Raw genomic sequence first — 21,251 nt, forward strand, 5'->3', positions numbered from 1 at the left:
CGGGATAAACCTAGGAGCCTGTCGGGCTTGACCGTTCGTAGCGAGGGAAAGTCCGGATCGAGTCAGTTTTGTTGGTCTTTCGAGGCGAATAGCGAGCTATTTAGCGTGAAAGAATCCATCTGACAGACGAGCGCGAACCTGCCGGACACCAGCAAAAAAACACTCGGGGGTGGTTTAGCTCGGCAGGTAGCCGAACTTCTCCAGTGCCCTGAGCCAGCGAGCTGAATTGCGTTTGACCGACAAGGCTTCATAGTCCAGGGCGCTGTCCCGGTAGTGTTCGCGCCGCTTGAGCATGTAGTAGACGGTACGTAGCAGTTTGTGAGCCAAGGCGATGATCGCGCGCTTGTAGCCACGTCGAATCACCAGTGCCTGGAACTTGGTTTTGAATACCGATGCAGTGCGGCTGGCCGAGTGCGAGAATTCGCATAACAACCGCCGCACATGAGCATTGCCCTTACGTATCTTTCCAGGTTTGTGTTTACCTGCAGACTCGTTGTTGCCTGGACAGATGCCCACCCAGGAGGCTAATCGATCAGCGCTACCAAAGGCGTCCATGTCACTGCCGATCTCAACGATGAGTAGCGCCGCGCCGATCAAGTCAACGCCGGGCAGGGTCTGCAAAAGAGACAGGGCATTGCGCTCGCTATCGAGTTCGCTGAGCAGGCGGGCTTCGAAACGGGAAATCCGCGCTTCAAGCTCTTCAATGTGCTGCATCAACTCGTCGAGCACAAAACAGTGGCTGGCCGTCGGTTCTCCTTGCAGCGCCTCGAACAGCTCTTCACGGCTGGCCTTCAGGCGGCGCGTGGCGAACTTGAGCACTTCGTGTACGGGCTGACCCGCAATGATCGCCTTGACCATGGCCCGCGCAGAACGCCCATGCAGGTCGCTCACCACGACGCCGAGACGCACCCCGCTGTCGCTCAACACCTTGTGCAAGCGGTTCTTCTCCGAGGCCAACTGGCTGACCAGCTTCTGCCGCTGCCTGGCAATCAGGCGCAACTCGCGCAGCTTGGCCGGCGGCACAAACGAGCCACGCAAGAGCCCAGCGCGCGCCAGGATCGCCAGCCAGTGAGCATCGGCTATGTCCGTTTTGCGCCCAGGTACATTTTTGACATGCCGAGCATTGACCACCTTGGCCCTGATACCCACCGCTTCCAGGGCCGCATAGGGGCTCTTCCAGTAAACGCCGGTGCTCTCCATCACCACATCGTCCGGCTGCAGAGCCGCTACCCACTCGGCCAGCGCCCGACGATCACGCTTGAACGCGCCAAACTGACGGTGCTCGACTGTGATGCGACCATCCGTCTCTTCAATCACCGCGCAGGCAGTGATCTGGGCCTGATGCACATCCAGTCCAACCACACGTTTATAAAGGGCAATCAATTCCATACCCCACCCCTCTGCTGTCTACACTCAAGATCGGGAAGGTGGCGGTGATCGAACTGAATGAGCCTGAAGGGAACAAGTCCCCAACGGCCTATTTAGCGTTCGCTCTCGAAAGAGGCAATCCGGGGTACGAGTCAGTTCGCTGGATCATGTTAACGACGGGGTGTCTCCGCCAAAAAAACTAGCGACCTCTCACCGCCACCTTCCCTATCTATAGCTCTCTTTCATCATCAGGGGTGGCGGGGCTGCCATGACTGTTAACGAGAAAGAGCAGCAAAAATGGCCGAGTCCGGCTTTTCCGCAGTAGAACAGTGTCAAATCCGACAGGCTCCTAGCCATACAGTTTTGCCCTATAGCTGTACTGGCGCTGGCCTAATGTGGCGGGCATGCTTGCAGCTGGGTTCGTATCTGCCATGCAGCGCGGATATGCGGTTAGGTAGTTGTGTGCGCTGGCGATGGCGCTTGAAGGTAGAGGTGGATATGGCAAAGCTGGCGTTTATCGGGCTGGGTGTAATGGGTTACCCGATGGCCGGGCACCTGGCACGCGCGGGGCACCAGGTGTGTGTGTACAACCGCACCGCAGCCAAGGCTGCGCAGTGGGCCGCCGAGTACGCCGGTAGCCATGCGCCAACTCCGTACGAAGCAGCTGCGGATGCTGAATTTGTGATGGTCTGCGTGGGTAATGACGATGACTTGCGCAGCGTGGTGCTGGGCGAGCAGGGCACTTTCGCCGGCATGCAGCCCGGCGCAGTGCTGGTCGATCACACCACTGCCTCTGCGCAGGTGGCCCGCGAACTGGCCGAACTGGCAGCCGCTCGCCAGCTGGGCTTCCTTGATGCGCCGGTGTCTGGCGGTCAGGCAGGCGCGCAGAACGGCGCGCTGACTATCATGGTCGGCGGTACGGCTGCGACTTATGCCAAGGCTGAGCCGATTATTCAGGCTTATGCACGCATGGCCCGCTTGATGGGCGAAGCCGGCAGCGGTCAGCTGACCAAGATGGTCAACCAGATCTGCATCGCCGGGCTGGTGCAGGGTTTGTCCGAGGCACTGCATTTTGCTGAGTGCGCCGGCCTCGACGCGCATGGCGCGATGGAGGTGATCAGCAAGGGCGCGGCGCATTCCTGGCAACTGGAAAATCGTCACAAAACCATGCTGGCCGGTGAGTTCGAGCATGGCTTTGCGGTGGACTGGATGCGCAAGGACCTGTCGATCCTGCTGGCCGAGGCCCGCAGCAATGGCGCGCAGCTGCCGGTAACCGCGCTGGTCGATCAGTTTTACGCCGATGTGCAGGGCATGGGCGGCGGCCGTTGGGACACTTCCAGCCTGTTTGCCCGCCTGAACAAGCACTGACTGGCCGTTGGCGCCGACTTGCAGCGCGCCACCGCCTTCGCCCTGAGTGAACTTGAGCGACTGGGCGGTGGGTGCATGAAGCGGCTCAAGGTGTTCAGCGCGAGCATCTACCGCTCGCCTGAATCTACGCGTGGCCGGCTGCCAAGCCGTCGCTACCCACGTAGAATCGCCGGTCTGTGCCATCGTGCTGTTGTTTTTGAGGTTTTCCTGTCATGAATTGCCGTGCCGGCTGCGGCGCCTGCTGCATTGCACCCTCAATCAGTTCCTCCATCCCAGGCATGCCCGATGGCAAGCCGGCAGGTGTGCGCTGCGTACAGCTGGATGCCAATAACTACTGCCTGATCTTTGGCCAACCTGAGCGCCCTGCGGTGTGTTCGGCGTTTCAGGCTGCCGAGTATGTGTGTGGCAGCACTACGGCAGAGGCCTTGCAGTTGATTGGTTGGCTGGAACAGAGCACGGCGGTTACCGTCTGATACTGTGGCGCAAGATTATTCGTTGCTGGAGGCATGATGGTGCGTTTTACAGGGCTGCTCTTGGGGGTTGCTGCGTTGCTGGCAGTGGGTGGGGCGCAGGCGGCGCAATGGCGTCTGGTCAAGGATGAGGCGGGAATTAAGGTCTATTTACAGCAGATTCCTGGCTCAAGCTTTCAGGCGTTTCGTGGGGTAACCCGTATACGGGTGGATATGCCGCGCCTATTGGCCTTGCAGGATGATGTCAGTGCAGCGTGCGCCTGGATTCATGCCTGTAGCGAGCAAAAGCTGCTCAAACATGAGAGCGGTCTAAGCTGGGCCTACAGTCGCTTTCATACGCCCTGGCCGGTGCAGCCGCGTGATTCAATCGTGCAGGTGACTACCACGCATGATGCCGACGGTCGGGTAATCCGCACCTTGCATGGGATTACCGATTATTTGCCGCTGCAGCAAGGCTTTGTGCGGGTAAGTAAAGTGGAAGGCTTTTGGCGTCTTACGCCGCACGAAGGTGAAATTGAAGTGGTCTATCAGGTGCATTCAGAGCCGGGCGGTAGCGTACCGGCCTGGCTGGCCAACAGCTTTGTTGTGGATGCGCCGTTCAATACCCTGCAGGGGCTGCGCCAGTTGGCTGAAAAACAATAAAGCTGGCTCATCCAGATATAAAAAAGGCTGCCCGAGGGCAGCCTTTTTATGCGGCGAGAGCTGAATTACTTCTTCATATCGCGCTGCGGATAGCCGGTGTACAGCTGGCGTGGACGGCCAATTTTGTACGGGCTGGAGAGCATTTCTTTCCAGTGCGAAATCCAACCGACAGTCCGCGCCAGGGCGAAGATTACGGTGAACATGCTGGTCGGAATACCGATAGCCTTGAGGATGATGCCCGAGTAGAAGTCGACGTTCGGGTACAGCGAACGCTCGATAAAGTACGGGTCGGTCAGGGCGATTTCTTCCAGGCGCATCGCCAGTTCGAGCTGCGGATCGTTCTTGATGCCCAGCTCGGCCAGTACTTCGTCGCAGGTCTGCTTCATCACGGTGGCGCGCGGGTCGCGGTTTTTGTAAACCCGGTGACCGAAGCCCATCAACTTGAACGGATCGTTCTTGTCCTTGGCCTTGGCAATAAAGGTGTCGATATTGTCGACACTGCCAATCTCGTCAAGCATGGCTAGAACGGCTTCGTTGGCACCGCCATGAGCCGGGCCCCAGAGGGCGGCGATACCGGCGGCGATACAGGCAAACGGGTTGGCACCCGAAGAGCCTGCCAGGCGCACGGTGGAGGTGGAGGCGTTCTGCTCATGGTCGGCGTGCAGGATAAAGATCTTATCCATGGCCTTGGCCAGTACCGGGCTGATCGGCTTGATCTCGCACGGGGTGTTGAACATCATGTGCAGGAAGTTTTCCGCGTAGTTCAGGTCGTTGCGCGGGTACATCATCGGCTGACCCATGGAGTACTTGTAGGTCATGGCGGCGATGGTCGGCATCTTGGCGACCAGGCGCATGGCCGAGACTTCGCGGTGATGCGGGTTATTGATGTCCAGCGAGTCGTGGTAGAAGGCCGAAAGGGCACCGACTACGCCGCACATGATGGCCATTGGGTGAGCGTCGCGACGGAAGCCGTTGAAGAAGGTCTTCAACTGCTCGTGAACCATGGTGTGGTTCTTGATGGTGCTGACGAACGTGGCTTTCTCTTCTGCAGTCGGCAGTTCGCCGTTCAGCAACAGGTAGCAGGTTTCCAGGTAATCGGATTGCTCTGCCAGCTGTTCGATGGGGTAGCCGCGGTGCAGCAGGATGCCCTGGTCGCCGTCGATATAGGTGATCTTCGACTCGCACGAGGCGGTGGACATAAAGCCAGGATCAAATGTGAAACGGCCCGTGGCGGTTAAGCCCCGCACGTCAATTACATCGGGACCAACGGTGCCGGTTAAAATGGGCAGCTCGACGGGGGCTGCGCCCTCGATGATCAACTGCGCTTTTTTGTCAGCCATGTTTGGCCTCCTAGTTATGCTTGAAATCATCTGACTGCCCCCCACGCAGGGCCCGCACCACTATAGTGAGATAAATTCGAATGTCAATTTGCGAAAACCCAGGCGGCAGAAGGGTTTGCGGGTGGTTTTCGGCCTTTTAAAGTGGTCCTTTACGTCATTTGTTAGAGGTGTGCAATGCGCTTTTAGGTAGGGGGCTTTGCATTGTCATTAGTAACCTAACTGTCTATACTCTGCGCCCAGCTACCAAGGGCTTTAGCCTGTCTTTTGGTAGTTGTCACTCCTTGGGTGATGGGTACCTGACCAGTGCACTTCCCGACAACTTTGCCCTGATAGTTAGGGGCTCTCAGTGTGATAAAAAAAGCCGTGAATAGCCAAAGACCTGTAAACCTCGACCTTCGGACGATAAAACTCCCAGTCACCGCTTACACGTCCATTCTTCACCGTATCTCTGGTGTCATCCTCTTTGTCGGTATCGCCATTCTGCTGTATGGCCTCGACAAGTCGCTGGCGTCGGAAGAGGGCTTTGCCCAGGTGCAAGAATGCTTGACCAGCCCGCTGGCCAAATTCGTGATCTGGGGTTTGTTGTCCGCTCTGCTGTACCACCTGGTGGCCGGTGTTCGCCACTTGATCATGGACTTGGGCATTGGCGAGACGCTGGAAGGCGGCAAGCTGGGCTCGCAAATCGTTCTCGTCGTTTCGGCGGTCGTGATCCTGTTGCTGGGGGTTTGGATATGGTAACCAACGTCACCAATTTTTCGCGTTCGGGTCTTTATGACTGGATGGCGCAGCGTGTGTCTGCTGTCGTTCTCGCGGCTTATGTGCTTTTCCTGCTGGGTTATATCCTGTGCAACCCAGGTCTGGGTTACGCCGAATGGCATGCACTGTTCTCCAATAACGCCATGCGTATCTTTAGTTTGCTCACCCTGGTAGCGCTTACTGTGCACGCCTGGGTAGGTATGTGGACGATTTCCACCGACTACCTGACGCCGATGGCCGTGGGTAAGTGGGCGACTGCGGTACGTTTTCTCTTCCAGGCCGCGTGTGGCTTAGCCATGTTCGCGTTTTTCGTCTGGGGCGTGCAGATTCTTTGGGGTAACTGATCCATGACAAGCATTCGCACTCTTTCTTATGACGCCATCATCGTGGGTGGCGGCGGCGCGGGTATGCGCGCTGCACTGCAGTTGGCTCAGGGTGGTCATAAAACCGCAGTGGTGACCAAGGTCTTCCCGACGCGTTCGCACACTGTGTCCGCTCAGGGTGGCATCACCTGCGCCATCGCTTCGGCCGATCCGAACGACGATTGGCGCTGGCACATGTACGACACCGTCAAGGGTTCCGACTATATCGGTGACCAGGACGCTATCGAATATATGTGCTCTGTCGGGCCTGAAGCTGTATTCGAGCTGGAACACATGGGGTTGCCGTTCTCCCGTACTGAGCAAGGCCGCATCTATCAGCGTCCGTTCGGCGGTCAGTCCAAAGGCCCGGATAACCCAACTCAGGCTGCGCGTACGTGTGCTGCAGCTGACCGTACCGGTCATGCGTTGTTGCATACCCTGTATCAGGCCAACCTGAAAGCCGGCACTTCGTTCCTTAACGAATGGTATGCGGTGGATTTGGTGAAAAACCAGGATGGTGTTGTGGTTGGCACCATTGCTATCTGCATCGAAACCGGTGAAACCGTCTATATCCGCTCTAAGGCTACTGTTCTTGCCACTGGCGGTGCGGGTCGTATTTACGCATCTACCACCAATGCCCTGATCAACACCGGCGATGGTGTGGGCATGGCCCTGCGTGCTGGCGTGCCAGTGCAGGACATTGAAATGTGGCAGTTCCACCCGACCGGTATCGCCGGTGCTGGTACCTTGGTGACCGAAGGTTGCCGTGGTGAAGGTGGTTACCTGATCAACAAGCACGGCGAGCGTTTCATGGAGCGTTACGCGCCCAACGCTAAAGACCTCGCGGGTCGCGATGTGGTTGCGCGTTCGATGGTCAAAGAAATCATTGCCGGTAACGGCTGTGGTCCTGATGGCGATCATGTGATGCTTAAACTTGATCACCTGGGTGAGGAAGTACTGCACAGCCGCCTGCCGGGTATCTGCGAACTGTCCAAGACCTTCGCTCACGTCGATCCGGTGCTTGCGCCGATTCCGGTCGTGCCAACTTGCCACTATATGATGGGCGGCGTGCCGACCAACATTCATGGTCAGGCCATTACCCAGGATGCCAACGGTAACGACAAGATCATCGACGGTCTGTTTGCTGTAGGCGAAGTAGCCTGCGTATCGGTACACGGCGCCAACCGTCTGGGCGGCAACTCGTTGCTCGACCTGGTGGTGTTTGGCCGTGCGGCTGGTATTCACCTGGAAAAAGCGCTGAAAGAAGGCGTGGAAGTCCGTGGTGCCAGCGAGACCGACATCGAGCTGTCGCTCAAGCGTCTGGCGGCTGTCAACGAGCGCACGACTGGTGAAGAGGTTGCGCCGCTTCGTAAAGAATTGCAGAACTGCATGCAAAACTACTTCGGTGTGTTCCGTACCGGTGAGTATATGCAGAAGGGCATCCAACAACTGACCGACCTGCGTGAGCGTATCTCGAACGTTAAAATCTCAGACAAGAGTCAGGCGTTTAACACTGCGCGTATTGAGGCACTGGAGCTGCAAAACCTTCTCGAAGTGGCAGAAGCCACCGCGATCGCTGCCGAGGTTCGTAAAGAATCCCGCGGTGCTCACGCCCGTGAAGACTTCGAAGAACGTGACGACGAAAACTGGCTGTGCCACTCCCTGTATATCCCAGGTGAAAAGCGCGTGAGTAAGCGTTCGGTCAACTTCTCGCCGAAGACAGTTCCTGCGTTTGAACCCAAGATTCGTACTTACTAAGGGTGGCCGATATGTCGCAAGCCAATCTGTTGCAAGTAAGCATTTATCGTTACAACCCGGAAAAAGATGCTGCGCCGTTTATGCAGGATTTCAAGATCGACACCGGCGGCAAGGACATCATGGTCCTCGACGTGCTGGCGCTGATCAAGGAACAGGATCAGGGCTTCTCCTACCGTCGTTCTTGCCGTGAAGGGGTCTGTGGCTCCGACGGCATGAACATCAACGGTAAGAACGGTCTGGCCTGTATCACGCCGCTGTCGGCAACCGTCAAGAACAACAAGCTGGTGATTCGTCCGCTGCCAGGCCTGCCGGTCATTCGTGACCTGGTGGTTGATATGAGCATCTTCTACAAGCAATACGAGAAGGTGCAGCCTTACCTGCAGAACGATACGCCGGCTCCTGCTATTGAGCGCCTGCAGACCCCGGAAGAACGTGAGAAGTTGGACGGCCTGTACGAATGTATTTTGTGCGCTTGCTGCTCCACCAGCTGCCCGTCCTTCTGGTGGAACCCAGATAAGTTCCTCGGTCCAGCTGCGTTGCTGCAGGCTTATCGTTTCCTGGCCGACAGCCGTGACACCAAGACTGAAGAGCGTCTGGCCTCTCTGGATGATCCGTTCAGTGTGTTCCGTTGCCGCGGCATCATGAACTGCGTGAACGTTTGCCCTAAGGGTCTCAACCCGACTAAGGCCATCGGCCACGTGCGCAACATGTTGCTGCAAAGCGGTACCTGATCAGTTTTTTGCTAGACCTGTAACACCTGCGGCGCTGCTTTCAACCCAGCGCCGTAGCTTTAGCCAGAGCTGCTGCTCACAAAGCGGTGGCTCTTAATTTGAAAAATATGACGACCAGCAGGGGCATCCGGGCTGGTGCCCGGACTATCTGCGGGATCCGTAGTGGTTTACCAGTCGCTGCTTCAGGGCTGCCAGCCATGCGGTTTCTTCGCCGGTGGTGTCCCCTTACCGAGGGTGACCAAGCATGCAAGAAAGCGTGATGCAGCGCATGTGGGACAGTGCCCACCTATCCGGTGGTAACGCTGCCTATGTGGAAGAGCTCTATGAGCTTTACCTGCACGATCCCAACGCTGTGCCAGAAGAGTGGCGCACTTACTTCCAGAAGTTGCCGACCGATGGCAGCGCCGCCACAGACGTATCGCACTCAACGATTCGCGAACATTTCGTCTTGCTCGCTAAAAATCAGCGCCGCGCCCAACCGGTGTCCGCTGGTAGCGTCAGCAGTGAGCACGAGAAGAAGCAAGTCGAAGTGCTGCGCCTGATTCAGGCTTATCGCATGCGCGGCCATCAGGCTGCTCAGCTCGATCCGCTTGGCCTCTGGAAGCGTCCCGAACCTGCTGATCTGGCAATCAATAACTATGGTCTGACCGATGCCGACCTGGACACCACCTTCCGTACCGGTGGGCTGTTCATTGGCAAGGAAGAGGCTACTCTGCGCGAAATTCGCGATGCGTTGCAGCAGACCTATTGCCGCACCATCGGTGCCGAGTTCACCCATATCGTTGATTCCGAACAGCGCAGCTGGTTCCAGCAGCGTCTGGAAAGCGTGCGTGGTCGTCCACAATTCTCGGTTGAGGTGCAGAGCCACCTGCTCGAGCGCCTGACCGCTGCTGAAGGTCTGGAAAAGTACCTGGGCACCAAGTACCCGGGCACTAAGCGTTTCGGTCTGGAAGGTGGCGAAAGTCTGATTCCGCTGCTCGATGAGCTGATCCAGCGTTCCGGTTCCTATGGCACCAAGGAAGTCGTTATCGGCATGGCCCACCGTGGTCGTCTTAACGTGCTGGTCAATACCTTCGGCAAGAACCCGCGCGACCTGTTTGACGAGTTCGAAGGTAAGAAGACCGAAGGCCTGTCTTCCGGTGACGTGAAGTATCACCAGGGTTTCTCCTCCAACGTGATGACCGCAGGCGGCGAAGTACATTTGGCGATGGCGTTCAACCCCTCGCACCTGGAGATCGTCTCGCCGGTGGTTGAAGGTTCGGTACGCGCCCGTCAGGATCGTCGCAACGACGCCATTGGCGAGAAGGTGCTGCCGGTTTCCCTGCACGGTGACGCGGCATTCGCCGGTCAGGGTGTGGTTATGGAAACCTTCCAGATGTCGCAGACCCGTGGCTTCAAGACGGGCGGCACCATCCACATCGTGATCAACAACCAGGTCGGCTTCACCATCAGCAATCCGCTGGACTCGCGCTCCACCGAGTACTGCACTGATGTGGCGAAGATGATTCAGGCGCCAATCCTGCACGTTAACGGTGATGACCCGGAAGCCGTGTTGTTCGTCACTCAGCTGGCTGTCGATTACCGCATGCAGTACAAGCGTGATGTGGTCATCGACCTGGTTTGCTACCGCCGTCGCGGCCACAACGAGGCCGACGAGCCGAGCGGCACTCAGCCGATCATGTATCAGCAGATCACCAAGCAGCGCACCACCCGTGAGCTGTATGCCGAAGCGTTGACCGCTACTGCGCGTCAGTCGGCGGATGAAGTGCAGGCCAAGATCGACGAGTACCGTACCGCGCTGGATAACGGTCAGCATGTGGTCAAGAGCCTGGTCAAAGAGCCGAACAAGGAATTGTTCGTCGACTGGCGTCCGTACCTGGGCCACGCCTGGACCGCGCGTCATGACACCAGCTTCGAGCTGAAAACCCTGCAGGAACTGTCCAACAAGCTGCTGGAAATTCCGGAAGGCTTCGTGGTGCAGCGCCAGGTTGCGAAAATTCTCGAGGACCGCCAGAAGATGGGGGCAGGTGCGCTGCCGATCAACTGGGGTTATGCCGAAACCATGGCCTACGCAACCTTGCTGTTCGAAGGCCACCCGATCCGCATGACCGGCCAGGACATTGGCCGTGGCACCTTCTCGCACCGTCACGCAGTGCTGCACAACCAGAAGGACGCCGGTACTTACCTGCCGTTGCAGAACCTCTATGCCGGTCAGCCGAAGTTCGACCTGTATGACTCCTTCCTTTCGGAAGAAGCGGTACTGGCCTTCGAATATGGCTACGCCACCACCCAGCCGCAGTCGTTGGTGATCTGGGAAGCGCAGTTTGGCGACTTTGCCAACGGCGCCCAGGTGGTGTTCGACCAGTTCATCTCCAGTGGCGAGCACAAGTGGGGCCGTCTGTGCGGTCTGACCATGCTGCTGCCGCACGGTTATGAAGGGCAGGGGCCTGAGCACAGCTCGGCGCGTCTGGAGCGTTACCTGCAACTGTGCGCTGAGCACAACATGCAGGTTGCGGTACCGACCACTCCGGCGCAGATCTACCACTTGCTGCGTCGTCAGGTGATTCGCCCGCTGCGCAAGCCATTGGTCGTATTGACGCCCAAATCGTTGCTGCGCCACAAATTGGCCATCTCGACCCTGGAAGATCTGGCCCAAGGCTCGTTCCAGACCGTCATTCCAGAGATCGATGCAATCGATCCGAAGAAAGTCGAGCGTCTGGTGCTGTGCAGCGGCAAGGTTTACTACGACCTGCTGGAGAAACGCCGCAACGAAGGCCGTGAAGACATCGCCATTGTGCGTATCGAGCAGCTCTATCCGTTCCCTGAAGATGATCTGACCGAGGCAATTGCACCGTACAAGCACCTCAAACACATCGTCTGGTGTCAGGAAGAGCCGATGAACCAGGGCGCCTGGTACTGCAGCCAGCATCACATGCGTCGCGTGGCAACAGCGCACAAGAAAGCGCTGTTCCTTGAGTACGCCGGTCGTGATGCGTCTGCCGCACCTGCCTGTGGTTATGCATCGATGCACGCCGAACAGCAGGAAAAACTCCTGCAAGACGCCTTTACTGTTTAACGCCTTCGCGCAACAGGCGGCCAACTGGGCCGCCTGCTAGAAGAAACCGAATTTAAGGAACCACACACAATGGCTATCGAGATCAAAGCCCCTACTTTCCCGGAATCGGTCGCCGACGGCACCGTGGCCACTTGGCACAAGAAGCCGGGCGATGCGGTCAAGCGCGACGAGCTGATCGTCGACATCGAAACCGACAAGGTAGTGATTGAAGTGCTGGCTGAGGCCGACGGCGTCCTCGCGCAAATCATCAAGAATGAAGGCGACACGGTCCTCAGCAACGAAGTGCTCGGCACCCTGGGTGAGGGCGGCGCTGCTGCCGCTGCCCCGGCTGCTGGCGCAGCTGCTCCGGCCGTTGCTGCCCAGGCCGCCGCACCGGCCGCTGGCGACGATGCCATCCTGTCGCCTGCTGCACGCAAGATCGCCGAAGAGAACGGCCTTGACGCCAACAGCATTGCTGGCACCGGCAAAGGCGGCCGTGTAACCAAGGAAGACGTGGTTGCCGCCGTTGAAGCGAAGAAAAACGCCCCAGCTGCTGCACCTGCCGCCAAACCGGCCGCTCCAGCTGCCACCGCACCGGTATTCGCCACCGGCGACCGTACCGAGAAGCGTGTGCCGATGACCCGTCTGCGCGCCAAGATCGCCGAGCGTCTGGTCGAGGCTCAGTCCTCCATGGCCATGCTGACCACCTTCAACGAAGTCGACATGACCGAAGTCATGGCGCTGCGTTCGAAGTACAAAGACCTGTTCGAGAAGAGCCATAACGGCGTGCGCCTGGGCTTTATGTCGTTCTTCGTCAAGGCCACTACCGAAGCGCTGAAGCGTTTCCCGGCAGTCAACGCCTCGATCGACGGTACCGACATCGTTTACCACGGCTACGCCGACATCGGTGTTGCTGTGTCCAGCGACCGTGGCCTGGTCGTTCCGGTGCTGCGTAACGCCGAGCTGATGAGCCTGGCTGAAATCGAGAACGGCATCGCCACCTTTGGCAAGAAAGCCAAAGACGGCAAGCTGTCGATCGAAGAAATGACCGGTGGCACCTTCACCATCACTAACGGTGGTACTTTCGGTTCGATGATGTCGACGCCAATCGTCAACCCACCGCAAGCCGCGATCCTGGGGATGCACAACATTATCCAGCGCCCGATGGCCGTGAATGGTCAGGTGGTTATCCGCCCAATGATGTACCTGGCGTTATCCTACGATCACCGCCTGATTGATGGTAAGGAAGCCGTGACCTTCCTGGTGACCATCAAAAACTTGCTAGAAGACCCGGCGCGTCTGCTGCTGGACATCTAAAAGTCAGTTTCTCCCACGACGGTTCTCTAACCAGGGCCGTCCGGTTTATTCGAGAAGGAATACGTTTATGACCCAGAAATTCGACGTGGTAGTCATCGGTGCCGGCCCTGGTGGCTATGTGGCCGCTATCAAAGCAGCCCAGCTCGGTCTGAAAACTGCCTGCATCGAGAAGTACCAGGACAAAGAGGGCAAAGTCGCCCTCGGCGGTACTTGCCTGAACGTCGGCTGCATTCCGTCTAAGGCACTGCTCGACAGCTCTTGGAAATACTATGAGGCGAAGGATCACTTCGCTATCCACGGTATCGAAGCCAAGGGCGTAACCATCGATGTGCCAGCGATGATCGGTCGTAAGGCCAACATCGTGAAAAATCTCACCGGCGGCGTTGCCACGCTGTTCAAGGCCAACGGCGTGACTCTGCTCGAAGGTCACGGCAAGCTGCTGGCAAACAAGCAGGTTGAAGTCACCGGTTCCGATGGCAAGACGCAGATCGTCGAAGCTGAGAACGTGATCCTGGCTTCCGGCTCCAAGCCAATCGACATTCCACCGGCTCCAGTTGATCAGGACGTAATCGTCGACTCCACCGGCGCCCTGGAATTCCAGAGCGTACCGAAGAAACTCGGCGTGATCGGCGCTGGCGTAATCGGTCTGGAGCTGGGTTCGGTCTGGGCCCGTCTGGGTGCTGAAGTCACCGTGCTGGAAGCCCTGGACAAGTTCCTCCCGGCTGCCGATGAGCAGATCGCCAAAGAGGCGCTGAAGACCTTCACCAAGCAAGGCCTGAAAATCCGCCTGGGCGCTCGCGTCACCGGTTCGGAAGTGAAGAAGAAGCAGGTGACCGTCAACTTCACCGACGCCGAAGGCGAGCAGAAGATCGTTTTCGACAAGCTGATCGTTGCGGTCGGCCGTCGTCCGGTGACCACCGACCTGCTGGCAGCCGATAGCGGCGTCGACATGGACGAGCGTGGTTTCATCTTCGTTGACGACCAGTGCACCACCAGCGTGCCTGGCGTTTACGCCATTGGTGACGTGGTGCGTGGCGCGATGTTGGCTCACAAAGCCTCGGAAGAGGGCATCATGGTTGCCGAGCGCATCGCCGGCCACAAAGCCCAGATGAACTATGACCTGATCCCATCGGTTATCTACACCCACCCAGAAATCGCATGGGTCGGCAAGACCGAACAGCAGCTCAAGACCGAAGGCGTGGCCGTTAACGTCGGCACCTTCCCCTTCGCTGCCAGCGGTCGCGCCATGGCCGCCAACGACACCGGCGGCATGGTTAAAGTGATCGCCGATGCCACTACCGACCGTGTTCTCGGTGTACACGTAATTGGCCCAAGCGCTGCCGAACTGGTGCAGCAGGGTGCAATCGGTATGGAATTCGGTACCAGCGCTGAGGATCTGGGGATGATGGTGTTCTCCCACCCGACGCTGTCCGAAGCCCTGCACGAAGCTGCTCTGGCAGTGAATGGCCACGCCATCCACATCGCCAACCGTAAAAAGCGTTAACAGCACGCGTTAAATCGTTGTTTGTTTGAGCGGATGCCTTCACCAGTGTATCGGTGAAGGTGCAGCTCAACAGAAAGAACCACGGCCAACTGCCCGCGTACAGCTCAGGCTCTGCGCGGAACGTCAGCCGGATTGCTCCAGAAGCAGTCACAGGTGGTGCGGCATCACAAGTGCAGCACCGTATGCGCAATACCTAAACGAAGACGGTAGATAAGCATGAATCTCCACGAGTATCAGGGTAAGCAGCTGTTCGCTGAATACGGCCTGCCCGTATCCAAGGGTTTCGCCGTAGACACCCCCGAAGAAGCTGCAGCAGCTTGCGACAAAATCGGTGGCACCGAGTGGGTCGTCAAGGCTCAGGTTCACGCCGGTGGCCGCGGTAAAGCGGGCGGCGTAAAGCTGGTCAAGAGCAAGGAAGACGCCAAAGCCTTCGCCGCCAACTGGCTGGGCAAGCGTCTGGTGACTTACCAGACCGACGCCAACGGTCAGCCAGTGACCAAGATCCTGGTTGAGTCCTGCACCGACATCGCCAAGGAGCTCTACCTGGGCGCGGTTGTTGACCGTTCCAGCCGTCGCATCGTGTTCATGGCCTCCACCGAAGGTGGCGTGGACATCGAGAAAGTGGCGCACGACACCCCTGAGAAGATCCTCAAGGCGACCATCGACCCGCTGGTCGGCGCTCAGCCGTTCCAGGGCCGCGAGCTGGCATTCCAGCTGGGCCTGGAAGGTGATCAGATCAAGCAGTTCACCCAGATCTTCGTTGGCCTGGCCAAGCTGTTCCAGGACTATGACCTGGCTCTGCTGGAAGTGAACCCACTGGTGATCAAGGCCGACGGCAACCTGCATTGCCTCGATGCCAAGATCAACATCGACAGCAACGCCATGTACCGTCAGCCAAAGCTGCGCGCCATGCACGATCCGTCCCAGGACGATCCGCGTGAAGCCCACGCTGCCAAGTTCGAACTGAACTACGTCGCACTGGAAGGCAACATCGGTTGCATGGTCAACGGTGCTGGCCTGGCCATGGGCACCATGGACATCGTCAACCTGCACGGCGGCAAGCCAGCCAACTTCCTCGACGTAGGTGGCGGCGCAACCAAAGAGCGCGTAACCGAAGCCTTCAAGATCATCCTGTCCGACAGCAACGTCGCTGCCGTTCTGGTGAACATCTTCGGCGGTATCGTTCGTTGCGACATGATTGCCGAAGGCATCATCGGCGCCGTGAAAGAAGTCGGCGTGAAAATCCCGGTTGTCGTCCGTCTGGAAGGCAACAACGCTGAGCTAGGCGCTAAAGTCCTGGCAGAAAGCGGCCTGAACATCATCGCGGCAACCAGCCTGACCGACGCTGCTCAGCAAGTCGTCAAAGCTGCGGAGGGCAAGTAATGAGCGTCCTGATCAATAAAGACACCAAAGTTATCTGCCAGGGCTTCACCGGCTCGCAGGGTACTTTCCACTCCGAACAAGCCATCGCCTACGGCACCAAGATGGTTGGCGGCGTGACTCCGGGCAAAGGCGGCACCACTCACCTGAATCTGCCGGTGTTCAACACCGTGCGTGAAGCTGTTGAGCAGACTGGCGCCACCGCCAGCGTGATCTACGTTCCGGCTCCGTTCTGCAAGGACTCGATCCTTGAAGCGGCCATGGGCGGTATCAAGCTGATCGTCTGCATCACCGAAGGCATCGCGACCATCGACATGCTCGAAGCCAAGGTTAAGTGCGACGAGCTGGGCGTAGTCCTGATCGGCCCGAACTGCCCAGGCGTAATCACGCCGGGCGAGTGCAAAATCGGCATCATGCCAGGCCACATCCACTTGCCAGGTAAAGTAGGCATCGTGTCGCGTTCCGGCACCCTGACCTATGAAGCTGTTAAGCAGACCACTGACGCCGGTTTCGGTCAGTCCACCTGCGTTGGCATCGGCGGTGACCCGATCCCAGGCTCCAACTTCATCGACATCCTGAAGCTGTTCCAGGAAGACCCGAAGACCGAAGCGATCGTGATGATCGGTGAGATCGGCGGTTCGGCTGAAGAAGAAGCGGCTGCCTACATCAAGGCCAACGTGACCAAGCCGGTGGTGTCCTACATCGCTGGCGTGACCGCTCCGGCGGGCAAGCGTATGGGTCATGCCGGTGCAATCATCTCCGGCGGCAAGGGCACTGCAGACGAGAAGTTCGCAGCCCTGCAAGACGCCGGTGTAAAAACCGTGCGTTCCCTGGCTGATATCGGCAAGGCCCTGGCCGAGCTGACCGGCTGGGAAGTGAAAAAAGCCTAAGGCTTTTTGACCTGAAAAAAGGCCACCTTCGGGTGGCCTTTTTATTGGTGCGCCAGGATGAAGTGTTGCCGATGCGACAGCTTTTTTCACCAGTCCGACAGCCTGACCTGTGCCAGTGCCGCTGGCGTACCAATTTCGTTAGGCTTGCAACTATTAGCGCCTGCTCCGCCACAAGCGGCTCCGGGTGCTGCAGTGGTCCCGCTTAACCGGCGGGGTGACGTTTCCCCCGATCCATCGGGAAACCCTCGGAATTTTCAGTTTTCAACTTCTAACTTTCTGCCTGTGGTATTCCCTCCTATGACTCGTTTGAAAGGCTCGGATCTCCTGGCCCTCGGCTTTATGACGTTTGCGCTGTTCCTGGGCGCCGGCAATATTATCTTCCCACCCAGCGCCGGTATGGCAGCGGGTGAGAACATCGGCCCGGCGGCTCTGGGCTTTCTGCTTACTGGCGTCGGTTTGCCGCTGTTGACCATCGTCGCTCTGGCGCGCGTCGGTGGCGGCATGGCGCTGCTCACCGCACCGCTGGGCAAGCGCGCAGGCGTACTGTTTGCGGTCGCGGTGTACCTGGCCATCGGCCCGCTGTTTGCCACGCCGCGCACTGCGATGGTGTCGTTCGAGATGGGCGTAGCGCCGTTCAGCGGTAATAACAGTACGGCGCTGCTGCTCTACACCCTGGCCTACTTTGCAGCGGTGCTGTTCCTGTCTCTCAATCCTGGGCAGCTGGTTGACCGCATCGGCAAGTACATCACCCCGGTGCTGCTGGCGGCGCTGCTGGTATTGGGCGGTGCGGCGCTGCTGGTTCCGGCAGGGGAGATCGGCCAGGTATCAGCGGATTACCAGAGCACGCCCTTTGTGCAGGGTTTTCTGCAGGGTTACCTGACCATGGATACCCTCGGCGCGCTGGTGTTCGGCATCGTGATTGCCACCGCGATTCGCGATCATGGTGTGACCGACGGCAAGCTGATTACCCGTTACTCGGTGATTGCCGGTCTGATTGCCGCAGTGGGCCTGTCGCTGGTCTATCTGGCGCTGTTCTACCTCGGTGCAACCAGCCAGGGCATTGCTGGTGAAGCGCAGAATGGCGTGCAGATTCTTACCGCCTATGTGCAGCACACCTTCGGCACTGCCGGCAGCCTGTTGTTGGCTGTGGTTATTACCCTGGCCTGCCTGACCACCGCTGTGGGCCTGCTGACGGCCTGCGGCGAGTTCTTCAGTAGCCTGTTGCCGGTTTCCTACCGCACGGTGGTGATCGCGTTCGGCGTGTTCAGCTTGCTGGTGGCCAACCAAGGGCTGACTCAGCTGATCAGCTTCTCGATTCCGGTACTGGTCGGTCTATACCCGCTGGCCATTGTGCTGGTGGCGTTAAGCCTGCTGGATGATTTATGGTGTTCGTCGGCGCGGGTATTCCGCCCGGTGATGGTCGTCACCTTGGTGTTTGGTTTGGTTGACGGTATTGCCGCAGCAGGCGGTAAGGCGCTTGTCCCGAGCTTCTTCAGCCAATTGCCATTGGCGGACCAGAGCCTCGGCTGGTTGATCCCCGTACTGCTGACCCTGGTTCTGGCTGTTGTGGTAGATCGCGTGCTGGGTGCGCCGAAAACAGCGGCTGCCTGAGTTCTGCTGTTTATCGAAAGGCCGCTCACTGAGCGGCCTTTTTGTTGGCCAGCTGAAAGCCAGGCCTGTCTATAATCGGCGCAGGTTAACAAGGAGTTTGCATGCCAATTAGTGACTACTACCTGCCGCACCTGCTGGCCGTTCTCTGGTTCGTCGGTTGCTGGGCCGGTTACACCCGCTATGCCCAGGCCAAGGGCCGCACCACGCCATGTCTGGCCAGCGTGCTGCACCTGTACCGTGAAGACTGGATGCGTCGCATGTTGCTGCGCGACAACCGCATCGCCGATGCCAGTGTGATCGGTAACCTGGAGCGCAATGCCTCGTTCTTTGCTTCCAGTACGCTGATTATCCTCGCCGGTATTCTCACCGTACTCGGCGCCTCTGATCGCGCGGTTTCGCTACTGGCTGATCTGCCCTTTGTTCAGGCGGCTAGCCGCGAGATGTCCGAGGTCAAGCTGTTGTGTCTGGGCGTGGTGTTCGTCTACGCCTTCTTTACCTTCAGCTGGTGTATGCGTCAGTACAACTTTGCCGCTGTGCTGGTGGGGTCTGCGCCGATGGTGGGCGAACGGCATGTGACGGAGCAGGAGCGCAAAGCCTTTGCCGAACGCACCGCGCGGGTTATTTCGATGGCCGCCAACCAGTTTAACCAGGGTTTGCGCGCCTATTACTTCGGCATGGCAACGCTGTCCTGGTTTATCAATCCCTGGTTTTTCATGTTGGTCAGTGCGGGTGTGGTATTGGTGTTGTACCACCGCGAATTTCACTCAGATGTGCTGGAAGTGATGGTCTACACCCAAACCCCGGCGCTCGAATCGCCCAAGGAGAAAAGCGAATGAGCATCCCGTTCTGGTGCATTTTTATCAGCGCATTACTGATTTTTATCGCCAAGGCCCCGGTGGCCAAGGCCATGGCAAAGGAGGGTGACGGTCACTACGACAACCACCATCCACGCGCCCAGCAAGCGCGGTTAACTGGCTTTGGCGCGCGTGCCCTGGCTGCACATCTGAACAGCTTCGAGGCGTTTCCGCTGTTTGCCGTAGGCGTGTTGATGGCCCATGTGACCAATAACCACGGCGTATTGGTGGATGTATTGGCCGTGACCTTCGTGGTTGCGCGGGTGCTCTATCTGTTTTTCTACTGGGCCGACCTGCACTGGCAGCGCAGTGTGGTCTGGGTGGTCGGACTGCTGTGCAGCCTGCTGCTGATGCTTGTCCCGGTACTTTGATCACGCCATAAACAAACAGGCCCGCATTAAGCGGGCCTGTTTTGTTTCAGCTGGAAGGCTTATTGGCCGTCAACAGCATCTTTGACTTCATCGCCAGCTTCGCTGATGGCATCAGCTGCGTCATCGGCAGCGTCTTCGATTTTCTCGCCAGCGGTTGGCTCGGTGCCCATCAGTTGATCGGCTTTCTGCTCAATGGCTTCGCCGGTATCTTTAGCGGCCTCACCCATGGATTCGATTGCTTCAGCAGCAGATTCCTTGGCTGACTCTAATTTGTTCTCCGGGGTTTTCTCGCAAGCTGCCAGGCCGAGCATGGCGGCGAGAATCAGGGCATAAGTGAATGGCTTTTGCACAGTTTAGTACTCCTTGTAATGTGGTAATCAATGCCTGGTTTCCCAGGCATGGCCATTAAACAGCTCTATTTCGCCGAAGTTCCTTATTAATTTTCATAGCTATTCTCAACAAGCGGCCTCCGTGATGCCGGGCTTGGTGTCAGCGGGTATCATGCTCTCCCTTTGTACAGTTGCCCTGAGTCTGAAGTCATGAGCGATTCCCCTATTATTGCGCGGGCGCAGCGTTTTCTATCGGTTTTGCGCCATTGCCAGGTGCTCGGCATGAGTGTGCACAGCGCCGATGCACAAGGATTGATCCTGCGTTTGCCCTACAGTCCGCAGATTGTCGGTAACCCGGAAACCGGAGTGATCCACGGCGGCGCCATCACCACTCTGATGGACACCACCTGCGGCATTTCCACCGTCTGTGTGCTGCCAGAATTCGAAATCTGTCCGACCCTCGACCTGCGCATCGATTACATGCACCCGGCCGAGCCGAATAAGGATGTATTTGGGTTTGCCGAGTGCTACCGGGTGACCGAGAACATCATCTTCACCCGTGGTTATGCCTATCAGGACAATCGCGATGAGCCGATTGCTCATGTGGTCGGTGCGTTTATGCGCATGGGTAAACATGTGCAGAGTGGCAAGCCGGCCGCCAGCAGCATTAAGAGGGCTGGCCAATGAGCACGCTGAATCTCAACCAACTGGTGCGCGAAGCCCACGAGCAGAACAACTACGACCCGCTGATCAGTCTGATTCCCTACGCCAAGTTGATTGGCATCGAGTGTCTGCGCCTGGGCGGTGACATGGTGTTCCGCCTGCCGGCCAACCAGGACAATATTGGCAATCCAACTTTACCTGCACTACACGGCGGGGTGATCGCCGGGTTTATGGAACATTCGGCGATGCTCCACTTGCTGATGTTTATGGGTATTCCACATTTGCCGAAAATCATCGACTTCTCGATAGATTACCTTCGCGCTGGCCATTATCGTGACACCTTCGTGCAATGCCAGGTTTGGCGCCAGGGTCGCCGGGTCGCCAACGTGGCGATCACCGCCTGGCAAACCAAGCAGGCTGAACCGATTGCCACGGCGCGGGCGCATTTTAAGGTCGATGAATCCTGAGTGCGGGTTTTGAGC

General features: G+C 58.1%; 20 protein-coding genes. 17 read left to right on the forward strand and 3 right to left on the reverse strand.

Features of this window, described 5'->3' with window-relative positions; all coding sequences use genetic code 11:
* Nucleotides 1–174 precede the first annotated feature (174 nt).
* Nucleotides 175–1,389 carry an IS110 family RNA-guided transposase gene (locus tag AC0T4W_RS08880; protein ID WP_476316702.1) on the reverse strand — a complete coding sequence of 405 codons (1,215 nt, stop codon included), beginning with the start codon at nucleotides 1,387–1,389 and terminating at the stop codon, nucleotides 175–177.
* Nucleotides 1,390–1,812: 423 nt separating this feature from the next.
* Between AC0T4W_RS08880 and AC0T4W_RS08885 the strand changes: the two genes are divergently transcribed.
* The 3 genes from AC0T4W_RS08885 to AC0T4W_RS08895 all read left to right on the forward strand — a co-directional run bounded on the left by AC0T4W_RS08885 (nucleotide 1,813) and on the right by AC0T4W_RS08895 (nucleotide 3,848).
* A complete protein-coding gene (locus AC0T4W_RS08885) occupies nucleotides 1,813–2,736 on the forward strand; it encodes an NAD(P)-dependent oxidoreductase (protein WP_476318624.1) in 924 nt (307 codons plus the stop codon).
* 212 nt (nucleotides 2,737–2,948) lie between these two features.
* Nucleotides 2,949–3,209 (forward strand): YkgJ family cysteine cluster protein, encoded by a 261-nt coding sequence (locus AC0T4W_RS08890; RefSeq protein WP_476318626.1) that lies wholly within the window; start codon nucleotides 2,949–2,951, stop codon nucleotides 3,207–3,209.
* A gap of 36 nt (nucleotides 3,210–3,245) precedes the next feature.
* A complete protein-coding gene (locus AC0T4W_RS08895) occupies nucleotides 3,246–3,848 on the forward strand; it encodes an START domain-containing protein (RefSeq protein ID WP_476318628.1) in 603 nt (200 codons plus the stop codon).
* A 65-nt stretch (nucleotides 3,849–3,913) separates the two neighbouring features.
* Here the strand turns inward: AC0T4W_RS08895 and gltA are convergent, their stop codons facing one another.
* Nucleotides 3,914–5,188: a citrate synthase gene (gltA, locus tag AC0T4W_RS08900; protein WP_476318630.1), complete on the reverse strand. Its 1,275-nt coding sequence runs from the start codon at nucleotides 5,186–5,188 to the stop codon at nucleotides 3,914–3,916.
* Nucleotides 5,189–5,539: 351 nt separating this feature from the next.
* Here gltA and sdhC point away from each other — a divergent pair, with 351 nt between their 5' ends.
* The 12 genes from sdhC (at nucleotide 5,540) to AC0T4W_RS08960 (ending at nucleotide 19,777) form a co-directional block, all read left to right on the forward strand.
* Entirely contained in the window at nucleotides 5,540–5,926 is a 387-nt protein-coding gene (sdhC, locus tag AC0T4W_RS08905) for a succinate dehydrogenase, cytochrome b556 subunit (RefSeq protein ID WP_476323537.1), read from the forward strand.
* Nucleotides 5,920–6,288, forward strand: coding sequence for a succinate dehydrogenase, hydrophobic membrane anchor protein (sdhD, locus tag AC0T4W_RS08910; RefSeq protein WP_476318632.1), 369 nt, complete (start codon nucleotides 5,920–5,922; stop codon nucleotides 6,286–6,288). The genes sdhC and sdhD overlap by 7 nt, the downstream gene beginning before the upstream one ends.
* 3 nt (nucleotides 6,289–6,291) lie before the next feature.
* Nucleotides 6,292–8,064, forward strand: a complete 1,773-nt coding sequence (sdhA, locus tag AC0T4W_RS08915) for a succinate dehydrogenase flavoprotein subunit (RefSeq protein WP_476318634.1) — start codon at nucleotides 6,292–6,294, stop codon at nucleotides 8,062–8,064.
* Nucleotides 8,065–8,090: 26 nt separating this feature from the next.
* On the forward strand, nucleotides 8,091–8,795 hold the full coding sequence (locus AC0T4W_RS08920) for a succinate dehydrogenase iron-sulfur subunit (protein ID WP_476323539.1): 705 nt from the start codon (nucleotides 8,091–8,093) through the stop codon (nucleotides 8,793–8,795).
* A gap of 244 nt (nucleotides 8,796–9,039) precedes the next feature.
* Entirely contained in the window at nucleotides 9,040–11,871 is a 2,832-nt protein-coding gene (locus AC0T4W_RS08925) for a 2-oxoglutarate dehydrogenase E1 component (protein WP_476318636.1), read from the forward strand.
* Nucleotides 11,872–11,940: 69 nt separating this feature from the next.
* Entirely contained in the window at nucleotides 11,941–13,167 is a 1,227-nt protein-coding gene (gene odhB, locus AC0T4W_RS08930; protein ID WP_476318638.1) for a 2-oxoglutarate dehydrogenase complex dihydrolipoyllysine-residue succinyltransferase, read from the forward strand.
* 67 nt (nucleotides 13,168–13,234) lie between these two features.
* Nucleotides 13,235–14,671 (forward strand): dihydrolipoyl dehydrogenase, encoded by a 1,437-nt coding sequence (gene lpdA / locus AC0T4W_RS08935; protein WP_476318640.1) that lies wholly within the window; start codon nucleotides 13,235–13,237, stop codon nucleotides 14,669–14,671.
* A 216-nt stretch (nucleotides 14,672–14,887) separates the two neighbouring features.
* Nucleotides 14,888–16,054 carry an ADP-forming succinate--CoA ligase subunit beta gene (gene sucC / locus AC0T4W_RS08940; RefSeq protein WP_476318642.1) on the forward strand — a complete coding sequence of 389 codons (1,167 nt, stop codon included), beginning with the start codon at nucleotides 14,888–14,890 and terminating at the stop codon, nucleotides 16,052–16,054.
* Nucleotides 16,054–16,941 carry a succinate--CoA ligase subunit alpha gene (gene sucD / locus AC0T4W_RS08945; protein ID WP_090242057.1) on the forward strand — a complete coding sequence of 296 codons (888 nt, stop codon included), beginning with the start codon at nucleotides 16,054–16,056 and terminating at the stop codon, nucleotides 16,939–16,941. The genes sucC and sucD overlap by 1 nt, the downstream gene beginning before the upstream one ends.
* Nucleotides 16,942–17,238: 297 nt before the next feature.
* Nucleotides 17,239–18,552, forward strand: coding sequence for a branched-chain amino acid transport system II carrier protein (brnQ, locus tag AC0T4W_RS08950; protein WP_476318644.1), 1,314 nt, complete (start codon nucleotides 17,239–17,241; stop codon nucleotides 18,550–18,552).
* Between the two features lie 101 nt (nucleotides 18,553–18,653).
* A complete protein-coding gene (locus AC0T4W_RS08955) occupies nucleotides 18,654–19,388 on the forward strand; it encodes a DUF599 domain-containing protein (RefSeq protein WP_476318646.1) in 735 nt (244 codons plus the stop codon).
* On the forward strand, nucleotides 19,385–19,777 hold the full coding sequence (locus AC0T4W_RS08960; protein ID WP_476318648.1) for an MAPEG family protein: 393 nt from the start codon (nucleotides 19,385–19,387) through the stop codon (nucleotides 19,775–19,777). The genes AC0T4W_RS08955 and AC0T4W_RS08960 overlap by 4 nt, the downstream gene beginning before the upstream one ends.
* A gap of 59 nt (nucleotides 19,778–19,836) precedes the next feature.
* On the opposite strand, the gene AC0T4W_RS08965 is transcribed toward AC0T4W_RS08960, so the two are convergent.
* Complete coding sequence (locus tag AC0T4W_RS08965) at nucleotides 19,837–20,127, reverse strand: hypothetical protein (protein WP_476318650.1); 291 nt, start codon at nucleotides 20,125–20,127, stop codon at nucleotides 19,837–19,839.
* Between the two features lie 189 nt (nucleotides 20,128–20,316).
* On the opposite strand from AC0T4W_RS08965, the gene AC0T4W_RS08970 reads away from it, so the two are divergent.
* Both AC0T4W_RS08970 and AC0T4W_RS08975 read left to right on the forward strand, forming a co-directional pair.
* Entirely contained in the window at nucleotides 20,317–20,793 is a 477-nt protein-coding gene (locus AC0T4W_RS08970; protein ID WP_476318652.1) for a PaaI family thioesterase, read from the forward strand.
* Nucleotides 20,790–21,236 (forward strand): PaaI family thioesterase, encoded by a 447-nt coding sequence (locus AC0T4W_RS08975; protein WP_476318654.1) that lies wholly within the window; start codon nucleotides 20,790–20,792, stop codon nucleotides 21,234–21,236. The genes AC0T4W_RS08970 and AC0T4W_RS08975 overlap by 4 nt, the downstream gene beginning before the upstream one ends.
* Nucleotides 21,237–21,251: the final 15 nt, after the last annotated feature.

Source organism: Pseudomonas sp. C7.1 (genome assembly GCF_056312395.1).

What these genes read in the sequence shown, in the direction of transcription:
- gltA (WP_476318630.1), bottom strand. Translation starts at nt 5,188, where the DNA reads ATGGCTGACAAAAAAGCGCAGTTGATCATCGAGGGCGCAGCCCCCGTC.
- lpdA (WP_476318640.1), top strand. Translation starts at nt 13,235, where the DNA reads ATGACCCAGAAATTCGACGTGGTAGTCATCGGTGCCGGCCCTGGTGGC.
- AC0T4W_RS08960 (WP_476318648.1), top strand. Translation starts at nt 19,385, where the DNA reads ATGAGCATCCCGTTCTGGTGCATTTTTATCAGCGCATTACTGATTTTT.
- AC0T4W_RS08885 (WP_476318624.1), top strand. Translation starts at nt 1,813, where the DNA reads ATGCGGTTAGGTAGTTGTGTGCGCTGGCGATGGCGCTTGAAGGTAGAG.
- AC0T4W_RS08880 (WP_476316702.1), bottom strand. Translation starts at nt 1,389, where the DNA reads ATGGAATTGATTGCCCTTTATAAACGTGTGGTTGGACTGGATGTGCAT.
- sdhA (WP_476318634.1), top strand. Translation starts at nt 6,292, where the DNA reads ATGACAAGCATTCGCACTCTTTCTTATGACGCCATCATCGTGGGTGGC.
- AC0T4W_RS08975 (WP_476318654.1), top strand. Translation starts at nt 20,790, where the DNA reads ATGAGCACGCTGAATCTCAACCAACTGGTGCGCGAAGCCCACGAGCAG.
- AC0T4W_RS08895 (WP_476318628.1), top strand. Translation starts at nt 3,246, where the DNA reads ATGGTGCGTTTTACAGGGCTGCTCTTGGGGGTTGCTGCGTTGCTGGCA.
- brnQ (WP_476318644.1), top strand. Translation starts at nt 17,239, where the DNA reads ATGACTCGTTTGAAAGGCTCGGATCTCCTGGCCCTCGGCTTTATGACG.
- AC0T4W_RS08890 (WP_476318626.1), top strand. Translation starts at nt 2,949, where the DNA reads ATGAATTGCCGTGCCGGCTGCGGCGCCTGCTGCATTGCACCCTCAATC.
- sucC (WP_476318642.1), top strand. Translation starts at nt 14,888, where the DNA reads ATGAATCTCCACGAGTATCAGGGTAAGCAGCTGTTCGCTGAATACGGC.
- AC0T4W_RS08970 (WP_476318652.1), top strand. Translation starts at nt 20,317, where the DNA reads ATGAGCGATTCCCCTATTATTGCGCGGGCGCAGCGTTTTCTATCGGTT.
- sucD (WP_090242057.1), top strand. Translation starts at nt 16,054, where the DNA reads ATGAGCGTCCTGATCAATAAAGACACCAAAGTTATCTGCCAGGGCTTC.
- AC0T4W_RS08925 (WP_476318636.1), top strand. Translation starts at nt 9,040, where the DNA reads ATGCAAGAAAGCGTGATGCAGCGCATGTGGGACAGTGCCCACCTATCC.
- AC0T4W_RS08955 (WP_476318646.1), top strand. Translation starts at nt 18,654, where the DNA reads ATGCCAATTAGTGACTACTACCTGCCGCACCTGCTGGCCGTTCTCTGG.
- sdhD (WP_476318632.1), top strand. Translation starts at nt 5,920, where the DNA reads ATGGTAACCAACGTCACCAATTTTTCGCGTTCGGGTCTTTATGACTGG.
- odhB (WP_476318638.1), top strand. Translation starts at nt 11,941, where the DNA reads ATGGCTATCGAGATCAAAGCCCCTACTTTCCCGGAATCGGTCGCCGAC.